Origin of the sequence: Rhodovulum sp. FJ3 (genome assembly GCF_032918305.1) — a bacterium.
In the GTDB taxonomy this organism is placed as follows: domain Bacteria; phylum Pseudomonadota; class Alphaproteobacteria; order Rhodobacterales; family Rhodobacteraceae; genus SAT37.
On sequence record NZ_JAWJUU010000001.1, the window covers coordinates 512,263 to 528,888 of the forward strand.

Genomic DNA, 16,626 nt, shown 5'->3' on the forward strand with positions numbered 1-16,626 from the left:
ATTATGCCTTGAATTGCAGGGGCAGATCGGGCGACGGATGGGATAGGGACAGATCAAGCGCGGCTGGCTCGGCCTCAATCGGGCGGGCCCAGAGCGCGGTAAAGGCGTCCTGTAAATCCGCGCCCTTGTGCAGGATCGCGTGCACGGTTTCGCAGATCGGCATCGCCACCCCGATCCGACGCGCAAGGTCGGTGACGGACACCGCGTTCACCTCGCCCTCGACCACCACAGGGCGGCCATCGAAACAGGACGGGCGCGCGATCCCTTGGCCAAGCTGATGGCCCAAGGACATGTTGCGCGACGTGGTCGAGCCACAGGTCAGCATCAGGTCCCCCGCCCCCGCCAGACCGGTGACGGTTTCGCGTCGCCCGCCCAGTGCCTCGGCGAGATGTTTCATCTCATCAATGCCACGGGTCACAAGGGCCGCGCGGGTGTTTTCGGCAAACCCCGCCCCCGACATCATCCCGCAGGCGATGGCGATCACGTTCTTGACCGCGCCGCCGACCTCAACCCCCGTCAGGTCGTCGGACACATAGGCGCGAAAGCCCCCGCCCGACAGCGACACCGCCAGACGTGCGGCAGTGCTGCGCTCGGGCGATAGACGATCGGCATAGCGGAACGGAAAGGCCACGGTCGCCCCTGTGGGGTGATCCAACGCAGTTTCGCGGGCAAAGGTCGGACCGGACACCGCGCCGATAGGATGGCCCGGCAGTTCCTCAGACGCGGCCTCGGACAGCAGATATCCCGTGCGCTGTTCCACGCCTTTACAGGCAAGGGCGACGGGAATTTCGGCGGGGATGATCGGGGCAATCGCCTGACACATAGACCGCAGGGTAAGGGACGGCGTGGCCAAGATCACGGCCTCGACCCCGTTCAGAGCAGCCGTCAGATCGGCCGTGGATGTGATACCGGGGGGCAGATCGACATCGGGCAGATACGCATCGTTTCGGCCAGTGTCGTTGATGGCGCGGGCCTGTTCGGGGCGGCGCGCCCACAATCGGACTTGGCGGCCATTTCGGGCAAGTACTGTGGCAAGGGCTGTGCCCCAGCCACCTGCGCCGAGAACGGCGATCCGATCATAAGGGGAAGACGGGGTATGTGCGGTCGAATCCTTGATAGGGAGCTCCTTTTGGGTGCTCGGATGGTCAGTTTCTGTTTTGATTTCTCACGATCCGCGGATCGGTCGCGCCCCCTCCCGGCGGTTGCAATTTGGGACGGACGCGCGCGGCGCATCAACAGAACCCGAGACAGCAACATGTCTACCCTTAAGCCTAGCGTGCAGACGCAGCATGTCAAAGGGACCTGCAAAGAAAGTCCGCAAAATATTGATTTTAAATTGTACTTTTAGGAAATCCGCAAAGCGCCGCCCACTATTTGTGCGGGCGCAGCATCACCGGCAGGTCCACGATCCGCGCCCCGTTGTCGAGATCCAGCGCGCCCTGCCACACCTCGACCGCGCGTAAACGCGGCAAATCGGACACCGGCACGACACCCCCGTCCATCAGGGTCACAGACGCCCCCCACCCCGCATCGGGCAGGTCGCGCCATTCGACGTCCAGATGCTTGACCGCGTGATCGAACAGATGGCGCAGCGCCTGCGCAGGCAGGGTCGCGCCCAGCGCGATTTCGCCGTCCCGCGCGGCGGCGGAGGGGTACATCGGCACGGGCGCGTCGATGCGCACGCCCTCAACCACATGGGCCAGCGCGCGGGCGTGATAGGCCACATGCGCTATCAGATGGCGGCGCGTCCAGCCGTCCCGCGCAGACGCGCCCGACAGATCATCATCGCCAAGCTCATTCAGTTTGCGCGCGAAAAACGCCGTCCCGCGACGGGCCAGCAACAGGTCGTCGTGCGGGGCGGCGTCGGCATCGTATCGCGCGCCCGCCCCCTGTTTTTCGCGCAGCGCGGCGCGGGCGGCGTCCTGATCGGACATGACCTAGGCCCCGCCCATTTGGGTGCGCATAAAGTTCAGCCGCTCCATGATCGGGGCGTCCGAGAAATGGAACAGATCGAACTGTGTCTCGGCCTGCAACGACCACGACACCCACGACGGCACCACGAACAAATCCCCCTTGGACAGGTTTTTGACCTCGCCGTTCAGGACAACCGCGCCTTCGCCCTCAAACACCTGAAAAACCGACGATCCGACGTCTTGGCGGGTCTGGGTTTCGGTGCCCGCGCGCAGACGGTGGAATTCGCAACGGATCGTCGGCATCACATCGCCGCCCGTCGTCGGGTTCACATAGCGGATCGCCGCGTGGCCTTGTTCGACCGTGGCGGGGTTGCCTTCATCCTCAAGCAGCAGCTGTTGCGTCAGCGCCTGATCGGTGAAGTCCCAGCGGTAGGCCCCGATGGGCGAGGACACTGTGTCCTGAAGCTGGGACAGCGGGCGCAGGCCCGGATGACACCACAGGCGTTCCCCTTGCGAGAAATTCGGCGTGGCGTTGTCGGTCACACGCTCGGACCCGAATTCAAAGAACCCGACGTCCATCTGTTGGCTGAACGGGATGTCCAGCCCGTCGATCCACGCCATGGGTTCGGTCGCGACATTGTGGTGACCGTGGAAATTCCAACCGGGTGTCAGCAACAGATCTCCGCGCGACATGCGCACCGGATCGCCGTTGACGACGGTCCAGACGCCTTCGCCTTCAACCACGAACCGGAATGCGTTTTGGGAATGGCGATGCTCGGGCGCGTTTTCACCTGGGCACAGGTATTGGATCGCGCACCAAAGGGTCGGGCTGACATACGCGCGTCCGCCCAGACCGGGGTTGGCCAGACCGATGGCGCGGCGCTCACCCCCGCGGCCCACGGGAACCAGTTCGCCCGACTTTTCCGCCATCGGCAACAGGTCCGCCCATTTCCAGACATGCGGCACCGCCTTGGGTTTAGGGTGCAGCGGCATCAGGTCCCCCGTTTGCGTCCAGAGCGGGTTCAGGTGATGTTCCTTGAACCCCTCATAAAGGGCGCGCAGTTCCGGGGTGTCTTCGGGTTGCATGGCGTTGTCCATGGGCGGCTCCTGTGCTTAGGTGGCGTCGGGTTGATTGGGGGGCGCGGCGTTGCGGAATTCGGGCAGTGCGTCCAGCGCGGCGAAAATGCGCGAAATGGTCGGCCACGGGTCCAGCGCGATGTCAAACCGGCGGTTGTTCCAGACCTGCGCATAAAGACACACATCGGCCAGACCGGGGGTATCCCCGTGGCAGTAGGTGCCGGTGTCGGGACTACTGGCCAAAGCGTCCTCAAGCGCATCAAAGGTGGTGCTGACCCAATGGGTGAACCATTCTTTTTGCGCCTCCTCATCCGCGCCGAACTGATCGCGCAGACGGAACAGAACCCGCAGATTGTTCAGCGGATGGATCTCGCAGGCGATCATATAGGCCAGCGCCCGTACCCGCGCACGCCCCGAAGGATCGGCGGGCAACAGCGCGGGGGTGGGATGGGTTTCCTCCAGCCATTCGATGATGGCCAGAGATTGGGTCAGGTTGGTGCCGTCATCCAGTTCCAGCGTCGGCACCAAGCCCTGTGGATTGCGCGCCAGATATGCGGGCGTGCGGGTTTCCCCGTCACGCAGCACATAGGCGACATAGTCATAGTCCAACCCCTTTAGGTTCAACGCCGCCCGCAGGCGGGTTGAGGTCGAGGACCGGAAAAAGTTGTGAAGCTTGAGCGTCATGCGCGCGGCCCGATCGTGGTGGTCAACTCGCCCACGCCTTCGATTGTCACGACACAGACGTCACCGGGCACCAGCGGGCCAACACCGGCGGGCGTGCCGGTCATGATGACATCGCCGGCCTTCAGCTCCATCGAATGGGACAGGATCGAAATCATCTCGGGGATCGACCAGATCAATTCGGACAGATCGGCGTCCTGTTTGACCTCACCATTCACCGTCAGTTTGATCGAGCCCTTGGACGGATGGCCGACCTTGGACACGGGATGGATCGGCGCGATGGGGGCCGAACGGTCGAACCCTTTGCCCAGATCCCACGGACGCCCCTGTTCGCGCGCGATCAGTTGCAGGTCACGGCGGGTCAGGTCATTGCCCACCCCATAGCCCCAGACGTGGTCCAGCGCATCGGCCTCGGCGATGTTCACGCCGCCCTTGCCGATCACCGCGACCAGTTCGGCCTCATAGTGGAAATTCTCGGTCTGGGGCGGGTACGGGATGGTCGCGCCGTCCTCAACCACCGCATCGGCGGGCTTCAGGAAAAAGAACGGGGGTTCACGATCAGGGTCGCGGCCCATTTCGCGCGCGTGGGCGGCATAGTTGCGCCCGATGCAGAAAATGCGGCGCACGGGGATGCGGTCGTCACTGTCGGCAACGGCGACGGTGGGGGTGTCTTGGGGCGGAAATACCAGTGCCATGTTCATGTCCTGTCTGTCTAAAATCGCGTTTCGTGTTTGGGTCTCAGGCCTCTTCCAGCCCGTTCGAGCCGTAGAGCCAATTCAACTGGTTGTACCAATCATCTGCGCTCATCCCGCGCATGATGTGGTTGCGCACGGCGGCCTTGGCGTCGTCGGGATGATAGATATATTCCCCGATCAGACGCGAATTCATCTGCACCCGCGCGGTACGCACGCGGCGCATGTCCTGATAGCGCTGCAAGGCGTTTTCGATGTCGTCCCCACCCGTTTCGATGCAATGGGATAGGGCCACCGCGTCCTCCATCGCCATACAGGCGCCTTGGGCGAAATATTGCAGCATCGGGTGGGCCGAGTCCCCCAGCAACGCCACACGCCCGTCGACCCAGTTCGAGATCGGATCGCGGTCGCACAGCACCCAGAGCTTCCAATCCGAACCGTGTTCAATGATCTGGCGCGCTTTGGGGTGGATGTGTTCGAACCCTTGGGCGACTTCCTCTTTGGACACGGGGCGGCCCGCAATCGCCTCTTGGACATCACGGTGATAGGTGACGACAAGGTTGTAAACCTTACCGCCCTTCAGCGGATAGTGCACGATATGGCATTTCGGCCCCGCCCACAGGGTCGCCGCGTTCCAGCGCAGATCCTCGGGCATCTGTTCGGTCGGAATGACGGACCGGTAGGTGGTGTGGCCGGAAATGCGCGGCTCACCATCGCCGATCATCTGCCCCCGGATGGGTGAGCGCAGCCCCTCGGCCCCGATCAGGATACGACCCTTGATCGGTTCGCGGTCCTTGCACAGCAGGGTCGCACTGGTCCCGTCCTGCTCGTATCCGGTGACGACGTGGCTGGTGCGGATGTCGACAAGGGGGCTTGCCTCACAGAACTTCAACAACACCCCGTGCAGATCGGCGCGATGCACCACCGCATAGGGGTTGCCGTAGAATTTGCGAAACGGCTCATCCAGCGGGATTGAGGTAATATCCTCCGCCGTTTTGGCGTCCATCAGGCGCAGATGGTCGATGTAAACGGCGACCGCGCGCGCCTCATCCCCGACGCCCAGATAGTCGAAACAGTGAAACGCATTCGGGCCGATCTGGATGCCTGCGCCGATCTCGCCCAGTTGCGCGGCCTGCTCGACCACGATGGATTTGATCCCCTTGCGGGCCAGACCACAGGCCGCCGCAAGGCCGCCAATACCGCCACCGGCGATGATGATAGGAAGGTCGGACATGGTGTCTCCTCTCGCTCAGCCGCCGATCAATCGGGGCACAATCAGGGTTAGCGCGGGCAGCATCAGGATCAGGGCGACGCGAATAACCTCGGCCCCCAGAAACGGCAGCACACCGCGAAAGACCGTCGACATCGGCGTGTCCCGCGTCAGCGACGAGATGATGAATACGTTCAGACCCACAGGCGGCGTGATCAGGCCCAGTTCGACCACGATCAGGGCCAATATCCCGAACCAGATTTTCAGGCTGTCGTTGTCCATGCCAAAGGCGGCCGTTTCGGCGGTGACATAATCGCCCCCGTTCAACGCGATCAGTGTCGGCCAAAAGAACGGCACGACCACAAGGATCATCGCAAGGCTTTCCATGAAACAGCCTAGGATCACAAAGATCACCAGCATGATGATCAGCACCAGCATCGGGTCCAGACCACTGACCGCCGCCCAATCGCTGAGGGCTTGGGGCAGACCCGTGCGGGTGAAAAAGCCCTTTAGGACCTCGGCCCCGAACAGGATCAGATAGATCATACCGGCGGTGATGGCCGTGGCACGCACGGCGCGCATCAGGCCCGCAAGGTTCAGACCCTCACCCGTGCGCCACCGCAGGACAAAGCCGTAGACCGCAATCACGAACACCCCGATTGAGGCCGCAGGCGTCGGCGTGAACAACCCAAACCCTAGACCAAGGATAATCGCGCCGAAAATCGCTATGACGGGGATCAGACGGCGGATCGCCACGCGGCGTTCGTCCGCGGGCATGGGTTTGGGTTCGGGGGCCAGCGACGGGTTCAGACGCACCTGAACGGCGATCACCAAGATGAACCCCAGCACCGCCAACAGACCCGGCACCACAGCCGCCTGAAACATCTTGAGGATCGAGCCCTCAACGATAATCGCATATATCACCAGCGCGACCGACGGCGGGATCAGAATCCCCAACGTCCCACCAGCGGCCAGAGCACCCGCCGCCAGTCGCGGCGCATAGCCAAGATTGCGCAACTCGGGCAGTGCGACCTTGCCCATCGTCGCCGCCGTCGCAAGGGACGAGCCGCACACCGCGCCGAAGCCCCCACAGGCCGCCACAGCCGCCATTGCGACCCCGCCGCGCAGACGGGACAACAGCGCCTCTAGCCCCTTGAACAGGTCCGAGGACAGGCGCGCCTCGGCCGCGATATAGCCCATAAGAACGAACAAGGGCACGACCGACAGGTCATAGTTCGCGACGTTCCCCCACAGGAGGGATTTGAACTGTCGCAGGTAGGGCACGAACCGGACGAACGGGACAGACAGGCTTAGGACCCATGTGCCGCCAATGCCCACGACGATCATCGCGATGCCAACAGGCATGCGCAGCAACAACAGCGCGAACAGAACCACAAGGCCCAGAATGCCGATGGTGATGGGATCAAGCATGGCTGACCTCGCCAAACATCTGGGACAGGGCCACCGCCCCCCACAGGATCATCGCCAGAATACCGGGGATGTAGAACGGCCACACGGCCCAGCCCAACACGGCCATCACCACGCCGTCCGATTTCGCCTCAAGCAATCCGAACACCATCCAATAGGCCAGAAACAGAGCCACCCCACAGGTCACCGCCAACCACGCCCGATCAAAGGTCCGGCGCACAACGGCGGGGGCCATCTGCATCACCAGATCGACCGCCACATGGCCGCGATTGGCCTGACAAAACGGAAAGAACATCAGGGCCGCGCCACTGATCGCCAGTTGTACGAAATCCTCATACCCCGGCAGGCCCGCCACATCGCGCCCGAAAAGGCCCGCCAGACGGTCCAGAATAAAGGCGGTCGTGTTCGTCGTGGTCACAGCGACGATGATGACCAAAATCACCCCGCCCAGTGCCGCGAACAGGTCGCTGGTTCGCCAGAGAATGGCGCGCATGATCCTCTCCCTTGATCTTGCGTCGGATTGGTTGATTGGGTCGGGTGCCCTCCTCGTGGCGCCCGACCCTTGGCGTTATTGACCGGCGGCCGCGATTGCGGCGCGCGCCTGATCAACCAACGCAGCCCCATCAATGCCTTTGGCGGTGACTTCGTCGATCCAGCGTTGGACGACGGCCTCGCTCTGGGCGTTGAACTTGGCGGCCTCACCCTCGGACAGAACAATGTTCTCAACACCGGCTGCGGCCAAGGCATCGACGCCCGATTGTTCGAACCCTTCCCACATCGCACCGATCTCGGCGGCGATATTGGTGCCCGAGTTGGCGTCGATCACGGCCTTGAGGTCATCCGAAAGGGCCTCATACGCGTCCTTGTTCATGGCCAGCATAAACACAGCCGTGCCGAACCGGCCCCCGTCGGGCAATTCGGTGGTGTATTTGTCCAGCTCCTGCAACTTCAGCGCGGGCACGATTTCATAGGTGGTCAGCGCGCCATCGACGACGCCCTTGGCCATCGCCTCGGGCAGGGCCGGAACAGGCAGGCCCACGGGTTCGGCGCCCATGCCCTCAATCACCCACGCACCGGTCCGACCCGGCGTGCGCAGTTTTAGCCCCGCCGCGTCCTCAAAGGTGCGCACGGGTTTGGTTGCGGAGTGGATCAGGTTGCCATCGTGGGTGTGCAGGAACAGCACATGGATATCGTCAAAATCCTCGGCCAGCAGGTCCATCGACGCGTTCAGGGCGATGGTTGTATCCGTCGCCGATCCCGCATGCACGAGAGGCAGTTCGAACACCTCGCTGCGCGGGAACACACCGGGGGTATAGCCCAACAGCGTCCACACGATGTCGGCGGTCCCATCACGCACCTGACCATAGAGTTCGTTCGGCTTGCCCCCCATCGCCATGGCGGGCGCGATTTCGACGGTGATCTGGCCATTGCTCTGCTCGGCCACGCGGTCCGCCCACGGCTGCAGCATCACTTTGTGCGCATTCGCGACCGGCGGCAGGAAGTGATGCATCAACAGCGTCACGTCCTCGGCCATTGCGGCGGTGCTCATCATCAGGCCAAGGCCGGTTGCGCCAAGAAACTTGGTCAATTGGTTCATGGTGTCCTCCCTGAGGTCGAGGCGAGTCGACCTGTAATATGTAGACATATAATATGTGTACCTACTATTATTGCGTCAACCGAAAAAGGCTCTACACTTACTAATGCAGCTCGGCTAAGACGCGTTCGGCGAAAAATACAGGGAGATCCGCGCACCCACTGAGACGCGGATATGGGGGAACACATGGCATTCAGCGACATGACGGGGCACTTGATTCGACGCCTGCATCAACACGCGGCCCATGTATTTCAGGTCCGCACCAAAGAGGCGGGCCTCGACCTGACGCCGGTGCAATTTGCCGCCATGGACGCCGTCGCCACCACCCCCGGAATTGATCAGGCCAGCATCGCCGCCCAAATCGCCTATGACCGCGCGACCATCGGCGGGGTGATTGACCGGCTGGAGCAAAAGGGCTGGATCAAACGCACGATCAGCAACCGAGATCGCCGCGCGAGAGAGGTGACTCTGACCCCGACCGGACGTGAGATTCTGGACCGCGCCATCCCCGTGGTCAGCGCCCTTCAGGTCGACATCCTGCCGGGCCTTAGCGAGGATGAAACTTCACATTTACGTGATCTAATCGAGCGAACGACCCGATTGATCGACGAAAACAAAGACACATAGCCAAGAAATCCTGTTAAAAGTGTATCGTGTGCGATACTTTTGCACATACTGGAGAATTGTGGGAAATTTCTTCACCTCAGGGTTGTGAATCTTAACAAGCTTTGTCTATCGTCCGGCTAAGTAGTTCGGAGTAATCAGAAATGACCGCCAAGGATTTTCTGGCATGGATGGAGCAGACCGGTCACGCCTCAGGCGCGGACATTACACGGTCTTTGGGGTTAGGTCGAAATCAGGCGCAAACCTTGGTCGCGCGCGCCCGCGCCGGAGAAGATGTGCAAATCAAACCGGCTATTGCACTGGCTATGACGGCCATCGCCAACGGGCTACGCCCGTGGGATCACTACGACCGGTAATACGGTCGCAAACCTTTGAACTGTCTGGGATTTAACGTGGTGCGGGCGGTGGGACTCGAACCCACACGGCACAAAGGCCTTCGGATTTTAAGTCCGATATGTCTACCATTCCATCACGCCCGCGACCGACGCTTGGCCCCTGCGGGCCGGACATATGCCTAGCGCCGCGCGCGGGCAAAAACAATGCCTTGGCGCGATATAGATCGGGATTTTTATTCGGGTGACGACCTAGATCGGCTCGCCCTGAAGTTCCGGCAAGAAACCACGTTCAGGTAACCATGGGTTGAGCGTCAGCGCCTCGCGCAACACCACATGCGCCTCATCCAGACGCCCAAGCCCAAGCAGGCTAAGCGCCTTGCCCGACATGGCCGCGAAATGATCCGGCGACAGGTCCAGCGCACGGTCCAGATCCACAATCGCAAGGGCATAGTCCTGACGAATGAAATTCACGAATGCCCGCTGATTATAGCCCTCGGCGTAGTTGGGGCAGTAATCCACCAGCGCATTTAGCGCCGCCAAGGCCCCCGCGAAATCGAATGCCTCCCGCCGGTCGATCCCTTCGTTCAGAAGTTCCTGCGCGGTGACATCGGGCGCGCGGGTCCAGAGTTCCCACATCTCGTTCGCCATTTCCCGCGCCCGCAACTCAGACGGGGCGGTGCGCACGGCCTCTAGCACACGGGATTTGTCCGGCTCCAGATCCGGCGCGGGGGGACAGGTTTCGGCGTTGACCGCCGTGCCAAGACATATGGCCATCATAGCAAGTCGCATGACCTAAGGATGGGGCAGATCGGCGATGGGTCAACTCACTTTTCGGGGATGGCGCGGCGTTGGCCGCTTGACCGCGCCGTAAACGGCAATAGCCTGAGCGCATGTTTCCTATCCGCGATCACAACCCGTCCAACCGCACGCCCTATGTCACCTATGGCCTGATTGCGGTGAATGTGTTGATTTATCTGGCGATGCTGCCCCTGTTCGGGGACCCGCGCGCCTTGCAGAGCTTTTACTATGACTGGGCGTTGGTCCCTGCGGCGGTGTCCGAGGGGCAGTTGCTGCACGGGCTGTTTACGTCGATGTTCCTGCATGGCGGGTTCATGCATATCGCGGGCAATATGCTGTTCCTGTGGATTTTCGGCGATAACCTAGAGGACGCGTTCGGCCACCTGCCCTTTCTCGGGTTCTATCTGGCCAGTGGCCTGGCCGCCGCGTTGATCCAGTATATCGCGGCACCGGGATCGGTTGTGCCGGTGGTGGGTGCATCAGGGGCGATTGCGGGGGTGATGGGGGGATACCTGTTGCTGTTTCCCAAGGCGCGGGTCGATATCCTGTTCATCTTTATCATCTTTTTCAAAGTCTTCTCGGTGCCCGCATGGGTGATGCTGGGCATCTGGTTCGGCCTGCAACTGTTCAACGGATTGGGCAGCGCGGCGGATGTCGGTGGCGTCGCCTATTGGGCGCATGCGGGCGGGTTTGTGGCCGGTCTGGTGCTGGCCTATCCGTGGTGGACGCGGCGGGGCGGCACGGGGTTCTGGGCGCGCAATGACGGGCACCCGCCCCACCCCGAAATCACCTATTCCCGATCCAACATCCCAACCGTAAGGCGCAAACGCAAATGACCCATCACGCATCCTGTCATTGCGGCACAGTCGAATTCACGGTGGACCTGAGCGACGGGTTCAACACCGCGCGGCGGTGTGATTGTTCGTTCTGCCGGCGTCGCGGCGCGATCGCGGTCAGCGCCCCGTTAGACGGGATCAAGATCACCAAGGGCGCGGAGAACCTGACGCTCTACACGTGGGGTACGGGCGCGGCGAAACACTATTTCTGTAAGACCTGCGGGATTTACACGCACCATCAACGCCGCTCCAACCCGAATGAATACGGGGTGAACGTGGCCTGTCTGGACGGGGTGAACCCGCGTGATTTGGGGAATGTGCCGTGGGTCGACGGGGTGAACCACCCCAAGGACCGCTAGGGCGCGGGCGGCGGGTTACCCGCCGCGCACGACCTTGGAGAAGCTGTCGAAAATCGGCTCGTTCGAGGCGATGATCGAGCCGTCCTGCAAAATATCGCCTTCGACATCGACCGGCGAAATCAGGCCACCGGCCTCACGCACCAGAATCATGCCCGCCGCGACGTCCCACGGTTTCAGGTGACGCTGCCAGAAGCCGTCAAAGCGGCCCGAGGCCACATAGGCAAGGTCCAGCGCCGATGCGCCGTGATGACGGACGCCCGCCGTTTGGGGCAGAATGCGCGCCAGATCCTGCAGGGTTTCGGGCAGGTAGGGACGGCCCGATGCGGGGATGCTGGTGCCAAACAGACCTTCGGACAAACGGAACTTGGCCGAGACCCGCAGACGGGTTTCGTTCATCCATGCGCCCGCACCTTTTTCGGCAAAGAACATCTCGTCCTTGGCGGCGTCGAAAATCACGCCCGCGACGATATCGCCTTTATATTCAAGGGCAATCGAGATCGCCCAATGCGGCAAACCGTTCAAAAAGTTGGTCGTCCCATCCAGCGGATCAACGATCCAGCGACGGGTCGGGTCCTTGCCCTCGACCGGCTCGCTTTCTTCGCCCAACCAACCGTAGTTCGGGCGCGCTTCCATCAGCTCATCACGGATGATCTTTTCCGCCGCGATATCCGCACGCGAGACAAAGTCACCCGCGCCCTTGCGGCTGACCTGCAAGTTCTCGACTTCGCGAAAGTCTTTGACCAAGCTGCGCCCCGCTTTGCGGGCGGCCTTGATCATGATGTTCAGATTTGCGCTGCCTTGCATGGTGACCCTTTCCTATTGATCCCCCCTTTACGGGCAACAGGTGTGCATGCCAAGGGGCAAGGCGTGAAAAAACGACCCGCACAGGGCGGGCCGTTTCCTAGGATCAATAGGCGATTTTGCCTTTGCCCTTACCCTTTTTCAAAAGGGTCTTGTCGGTGATGGTGATCCCGTCGGTATCCTCGACGGCAAAGAACACCGTCTGCCCGGTCGCGATACGCAACTCTTTGGGTTTCACCTTGTCGCCGACAATATGGACCAGCGCGCCCTCGCTCATCCGTTCGATGGCGCGCTCGGCCCCGCGTTTGCCTTCGGCCGGATCATTCTCGACGATGATCACCCCCTCAACGCCGGACCCGTTCGCATCCGCCCATTCATACCGCCCCGGCAGGCCAAAGGCATGGGTAAACACGGCCTGATCGCGTAGCTCGGCCGAGGAAAACACCTGTTTGCCCATGCGCCCCGACACGGCAAAGCCGCTGCCGTCGCGATTGGCATTGTGAAAGAGCAAGGCATCGCCCAACTCGACCTCACCCGGAGTATCGCCGATCTGAACCGCGCCTTTCTGACTGTGGACGGCGATGTGATGCGTGCCGCCACGGGCGCGCATCTTGGCCTTGCTCAGCTTGAGGTCCTTGACCTTGACGCGGTGGGCCAAATGTTCAGCCAGCGGCAGGAACCCCGCCGCCGCCTTGCGGGTCTCGAACACCACCTCGCCCGGTTCGGTGATTTTCTGGATAAAGCAATTGGTCGGGCCCAAAATGCGGCTGTCCAATACGTTCATGTGTCTTACTCCGATAACTGGTTAAACAGGCGCGATATCTGCGGCCAACAACAACTCGTCCTCGTCGCTGCTGACGACCGAGGCCCCAAGGGACGTGATGCGGATTTGCACGGCGGGATCGAACGCCCCACCGGCAGGGATCACCGTTTGCAACTGTGGCGCACGGTAGAGCTCAAACGTCAGCCCCGACAGGAACAGCGACAAAATCGGCCCCAACCATCCGGTGATCGCCGAGACGGCAAAGATCGCCCCGATGGCCGCCGTGGCCAGCGCAAGGAACGGCCCGATGAACGGGATCGTCGACAGGGCAAGCGCCACCGCCCCCATGATCGCCGCCACAATCGCGGTCGAAATCGCGTCCAGTTGCAGGTTCGGGATATCCACGATTTCGATCTCCGCGACCCACTCGGACCCGTCCGCCGTGGCGTTCAGGCGGAAATCGGACGTGAAAGTCACCATCCCCGAATGATTGATCGTCGGCAGGGTGATCGTGGGCCAGTTGATACAGACCTCGGGCGTGCAGAGATCCGGCAGGAACGGGATCGGGATACAGACCTGCGGAATACAGAAATCCGGCAGGATGTCGCTAAGGTCAAAAGACAAGCCAAGGCCCAGCGAGAAGTTGAAGTTCACATTCGCCAGCCGGATGATATCCGGCGCGCGCAGATCAACGGTGCCTCCCGTGATGCTGGCCGAGGCCGACCAATTCGCGTCAAACGGCCCAAGGGAGCTTGTGCCTGATCGCGATTGGGTGCCCAACATGCTTTGCCCACGCGCCACCAACAGGGCGGCTTGGGCTTCATCAACGGCAATTTCGAGTTCGCTCATGTCCTGTCCTCCTACACGATGGTCGCGAATGCTTTGGCACGGTCGTCTTCCATGACGATCCCGCCGTCGGGCACCAAGGTTCCGATCTGGATGAACACCGCCGTGTAGGGGATGCGCAGATCGTCCAAGATGTGCTGCAGGATCATGCGCATCATGCATTCCAGAACATGGGCAAGGCTCTCGGGCTGAACGTCTTTCAGCATCACCTGATCCAGTTGCAGCAACAGGTCGTTGCCGTCGCGGATCACGCGGCCTTTGACGTAGACCTCCAGAAAGGTCGAGGTGCGCGACACGATGGGCGCGCCGTCATCGGCGTCGCGCCCCCCTTTGCGGGCACAGCCCACGGTCAGGGTGACACCCACCTGCATGGTGAACGTGCCCGCCGTCGGGGATAGGGGAAACCCCCGCGTATCCGGCACGATGTCGATCACCGGGCGACGCAACTCGACCATGTAATCGATCCCAAAGACCGGAATAGCGGGGATTTGCGTGGCAGATGCAGATGTCGCCGAAACAAAGGCCGGAGAGCCCCATTTCAGATAGCGCGGTCTGGCTTGGAAAAACGCGGTGATGAAGTCGTTAACAGCGTCTTCATGCACGCCTGCATATGCCCCTGAGGACAGTGTGAAACTCATAACAAAATACCTCTTACTCAACACAGGTCGGTCAAACACACGACCAACGGAGAACAGCCTAGGCGGCAAAGATTTTACCGCCTAGTCAGGATCACCCGCCTTGACTCGCTGGTTTCAGAGATTCGTTAACCGCGCTGCAATTTGACCGGTTCGGTGCGCGCAAGACGGATGAAATGCGCCATAAAGGGCTTGGTCGCGTCTTCTTCGCGCACGGCGGCGTACATGCGCCGTGTGACGCCCTCTTTCTTCAGGGGGCGGGTGATCAGGCCCTCGACCTCGCCCTCTTCGCGCACAACCCAATCGGGCAGCACCGCCACCCCGCGCCCCGATGCGGCCAGCATCAGGATCACCGCCGTCAGCTCCACCTGCCGGACCGAGCGCGGCTCGACCCGCGCGGGCGTCAGCAGTTCTTTGAACACGTCCAGACGGCTGCGGTCCATGGGATAGGTGAACAGGTTCTCGTCGCGCAGATCCTCGGCCTCGATATAGGCCTTGTCGGCCAACCGGTGGGTTTCAGAGGCAATGAAAACGGGCGCGTAGTCAAACAGCGGGATGAACGTGACCCCGTCGATGTCATCAGGGTCGGACGAGATCACCAGATCGACCTCTTCGCGTTCCAGCGCGGGCAATGCGCCAAACGACAGACCCGCGCGGATGTCGACATCGACCTCCCCCCATGTCTTGCGGAAATCGCGCAGCACCGGCAACAGCCAGTCAAAACACGCATGGCATTCCATCGCGATATGCAACCGCCCCGATTTTCCGGCCAGCATCGCGTGGAATTCATCTTCAGTCGCGGCAACCTCGGGCAGGACCTTTTCGGCAAGGCGCAACAGTTTCAGGCCCGCCGCCGACAGTTTCAGCGGTTTGGACCGGCGCGCGAACAACTCCATCCCCACCTGTTCCTCAAGGCCTTTGACCTGATGGGACAGGGCCGATTGGGTCATGTTCAGAACGTCCGCCGCACGGGCAAGCCCGCCTGCCTCATGAATGGCGCGGATGGTGCGAAGGTGCCGAAGCTCAAGATGCATTTGAATGGATTTCATATAGATGATGAGAATTATGAATTTGTTTCACAAAAGATGACATGAGACAAGGGTTCACGAAATGATGACCAAAGGGAATCACACCATGTCCGGCGCACCGCGTATCTCGTTCGAATTCTTCCCCCCCCAGTCTCTGGAGGCCAGCTTCCGCTTGTGGGATACGGTTCAAACGCTTGCGCCGATGCAACCGGGCTTTGTGTCCGTGACCTACGGGGCCGGCGGGACCACCCGCAAACTGACCCATGATGCTGTAGCCACGATCCACAAGAACTATGGCCTGAACGTGGCCGCGCACCTGACCTGTGTGGACGCGACGCGTGAAGAGACGCTTGAGATCGTCAATTCCTATGCCAAGGCCGGTGTGACCGAGATCGTCGCCCTGCGCGGCGATCCGCCCAAGGGTCAGGGCCATTTCACGCCCCACCCCGACGGGTTCGCAAACTCGATCGAACTGGTTGAGGCCCTTGCCGAAACGGGAAAATTCAACATCCGCGTCGGTGCCTATCCCGATCCGCACCCTGAATCCAAGGGCACGGGGGATGACATCACGTGGCTGAAACGCAAGATCGATGCGGGCGCAAGCTCGGCCATCACCCAGTTCTTCTTTGAAAAGGACACGTTCCTGCGGTTCCGCGACAAATGCGTGGCCGCCGGTATCGATGCGCCGATCATTCCCGGTATCCTGCCGATTGAAAACTGGACCGGCGTGCGCAAATTCGCCGCCCGCTGTGGCGCCTATATTCCCGCGTGGCTGGACGAGGCGTTTGAAGCCGCGATCCGCGACGACCGTCACGATCTGTTGGCGACCTCGCTGGCGACCGAGCTGTGCACCGATCTGTTGGACGAAGGCGTTGAGGATCTGCATTTCTACACGCTGAACAAACCGCACCTGACGCGCGATATTTGTCATGCGCTGGGCGTTCAACCCGACGTTAGTTTGGAAAAGGTCGCCTGATCTATTGTCCATGACGGGATGGGCGGCTAG

20 protein-coding genes and 1 tRNA gene are annotated in these 16,626 nt (G+C 61.5%); 5 read left to right on the forward strand and 16 right to left on the reverse strand.

Annotation, left to right across the window (positions count from 1 at the left end):
• Position 1: 1 nt before the first annotated feature.
• From R1W00_RS02530 to R1W00_RS02570, 9 genes are all read right to left on the reverse strand, one after another.
• A complete protein-coding gene (locus R1W00_RS02530; RefSeq protein WP_410901522.1) occupies positions 2–1,162 on the reverse strand; it encodes an NAD(P)H-dependent glycerol-3-phosphate dehydrogenase in 1,161 nt (386 codons plus the stop codon).
• Positions 1,163–1,370: 208 nt separating this feature from the next.
• Positions 1,371–1,934, reverse strand: coding sequence for a maleylpyruvate isomerase N-terminal domain-containing protein (locus R1W00_RS02535; protein ID WP_317261139.1), 564 nt, complete (start codon positions 1,932–1,934; stop codon positions 1,371–1,373).
• A 3-nt stretch (positions 1,935–1,937) separates the two neighbouring features.
• Entirely contained in the window at positions 1,938–3,011 is a 1,074-nt protein-coding gene (locus R1W00_RS02540) for a cupin domain-containing protein (RefSeq protein ID WP_317261140.1), read from the reverse strand.
• Positions 3,012–3,026: 15 nt separating this feature from the next.
• The gene (maiA, locus tag R1W00_RS02545; protein WP_317261141.1) at positions 3,027–3,674 is read right to left on the reverse strand and encodes a maleylacetoacetate isomerase; all 648 of its coding nucleotides are present in this window, start codon (positions 3,672–3,674) and stop codon (positions 3,027–3,029) included.
• A complete protein-coding gene (locus R1W00_RS02550; RefSeq protein WP_317261142.1) occupies positions 3,671–4,366 on the reverse strand; it encodes a fumarylacetoacetate hydrolase family protein in 696 nt (231 codons plus the stop codon). The genes maiA and R1W00_RS02550 overlap by 4 nt, the downstream gene beginning before the upstream one ends.
• 43 nt (positions 4,367–4,409) lie before the next feature.
• Entirely contained in the window at positions 4,410–5,597 is a 1,188-nt protein-coding gene (locus R1W00_RS02555; RefSeq protein WP_317261143.1) for a 3-hydroxybenzoate 6-monooxygenase, read from the reverse strand.
• 15 nt (positions 5,598–5,612) lie between these two features.
• Entirely contained in the window at positions 5,613–7,004 is a 1,392-nt protein-coding gene (locus R1W00_RS02560) for a TRAP transporter large permease (RefSeq protein ID WP_317261144.1), read from the reverse strand.
• Positions 6,997–7,494, reverse strand: a complete 498-nt coding sequence (locus R1W00_RS02565; RefSeq protein ID WP_317261145.1) for a TRAP transporter small permease — start codon at positions 7,492–7,494, stop codon at positions 6,997–6,999. The genes R1W00_RS02560 and R1W00_RS02565 overlap by 8 nt, the downstream gene beginning before the upstream one ends.
• A 75-nt stretch (positions 7,495–7,569) precedes the next feature.
• Positions 7,570–8,598, reverse strand: coding sequence for a TRAP transporter substrate-binding protein (locus tag R1W00_RS02570; RefSeq protein ID WP_317261146.1), 1,029 nt, complete (start codon positions 8,596–8,598; stop codon positions 7,570–7,572).
• A 183-nt stretch (positions 8,599–8,781) separates the two neighbouring features.
• Between R1W00_RS02570 and R1W00_RS02575 the strand changes: the two genes are divergently transcribed.
• Both R1W00_RS02575 and R1W00_RS02580 read left to right on the forward strand, forming a co-directional pair.
• Complete coding sequence (locus R1W00_RS02575; protein ID WP_317261147.1) at positions 8,782–9,222, forward strand: MarR family transcriptional regulator; 441 nt, start codon at positions 8,782–8,784, stop codon at positions 9,220–9,222.
• Between the two features lie 140 nt (positions 9,223–9,362).
• The gene (locus R1W00_RS02580) at positions 9,363–9,575 is read left to right on the forward strand and encodes a hypothetical protein (protein ID WP_317261148.1); all 213 of its coding nucleotides are present in this window, start codon (positions 9,363–9,365) and stop codon (positions 9,573–9,575) included.
• A gap of 37 nt (positions 9,576–9,612) precedes the next feature.
• Here R1W00_RS02580 and R1W00_RS02585 read toward each other — a convergent pair.
• Together R1W00_RS02585 and R1W00_RS02590 are read right to left on the reverse strand one after the other, a co-directional pair.
• Positions 9,613–9,698, reverse strand: a tRNA-Leu gene (locus R1W00_RS02585).
• 105 nt (positions 9,699–9,803) lie between these two features.
• Positions 9,804–10,331, reverse strand: coding sequence for a tetratricopeptide repeat protein (locus R1W00_RS02590; protein ID WP_317261149.1), 528 nt, complete (start codon positions 10,329–10,331; stop codon positions 9,804–9,806).
• 113 nt (positions 10,332–10,444) lie between these two features.
• Here R1W00_RS02590 and R1W00_RS02595 point away from each other — a divergent pair, with 113 nt between their 5' ends.
• Both R1W00_RS02595 and R1W00_RS02600 read left to right on the forward strand, forming a co-directional pair.
• Positions 10,445–11,188 carry a rhomboid family intramembrane serine protease gene (locus tag R1W00_RS02595; protein WP_317261150.1) on the forward strand — a complete coding sequence of 248 codons (744 nt, stop codon included), beginning with the start codon at positions 10,445–10,447 and terminating at the stop codon, positions 11,186–11,188.
• The gene (locus R1W00_RS02600) at positions 11,185–11,547 is read left to right on the forward strand and encodes a GFA family protein (RefSeq protein WP_317261151.1); all 363 of its coding nucleotides are present in this window, start codon (positions 11,185–11,187) and stop codon (positions 11,545–11,547) included. Before R1W00_RS02595 ends, R1W00_RS02600 begins: the two co-directional genes overlap by 4 nt.
• Before the next feature lie 15 nt (positions 11,548–11,562).
• Here R1W00_RS02600 and R1W00_RS02605 read toward each other — a convergent pair whose 3' ends face one another.
• The 5 genes from R1W00_RS02605 to R1W00_RS02625 form a co-directional block, all read right to left on the reverse strand.
• Positions 11,563–12,351 carry an inositol monophosphatase family protein gene (locus tag R1W00_RS02605; RefSeq protein WP_317261152.1) on the reverse strand — a complete coding sequence of 263 codons (789 nt, stop codon included), beginning with the start codon at positions 12,349–12,351 and terminating at the stop codon, positions 11,563–11,565.
• 103 nt (positions 12,352–12,454) lie between these two features.
• Complete coding sequence (locus R1W00_RS02610; protein ID WP_317261153.1) at positions 12,455–13,132, reverse strand: hypothetical protein; 678 nt, start codon at positions 13,130–13,132, stop codon at positions 12,455–12,457.
• Between the two features lie 21 nt (positions 13,133–13,153).
• Positions 13,154–13,960 (reverse strand): hypothetical protein, encoded by an 807-nt coding sequence (locus R1W00_RS02615; protein ID WP_317261154.1) that lies wholly within the window; start codon positions 13,958–13,960, stop codon positions 13,154–13,156.
• Positions 13,961–13,971: 11 nt separating this feature from the next.
• The gene (locus R1W00_RS02620) at positions 13,972–14,595 is read right to left on the reverse strand and encodes a hypothetical protein (protein WP_317261155.1); all 624 of its coding nucleotides are present in this window, start codon (positions 14,593–14,595) and stop codon (positions 13,972–13,974) included.
• A 125-nt stretch (positions 14,596–14,720) separates the two neighbouring features.
• On the reverse strand, positions 14,721–15,626 hold the full coding sequence (locus R1W00_RS02625; RefSeq protein ID WP_317261595.1) for a LysR family transcriptional regulator: 906 nt from the start codon (positions 15,624–15,626) through the stop codon (positions 14,721–14,723).
• Between the two features lie 100 nt (positions 15,627–15,726).
• Between R1W00_RS02625 and metF the strand changes: the two genes are divergently transcribed.
• A complete protein-coding gene (gene metF / locus R1W00_RS02630; RefSeq protein WP_317261156.1) occupies positions 15,727–16,596 on the forward strand; it encodes a methylenetetrahydrofolate reductase [NAD(P)H] in 870 nt (289 codons plus the stop codon).
• Positions 16,597–16,626 lie beyond the last annotated feature (30 nt).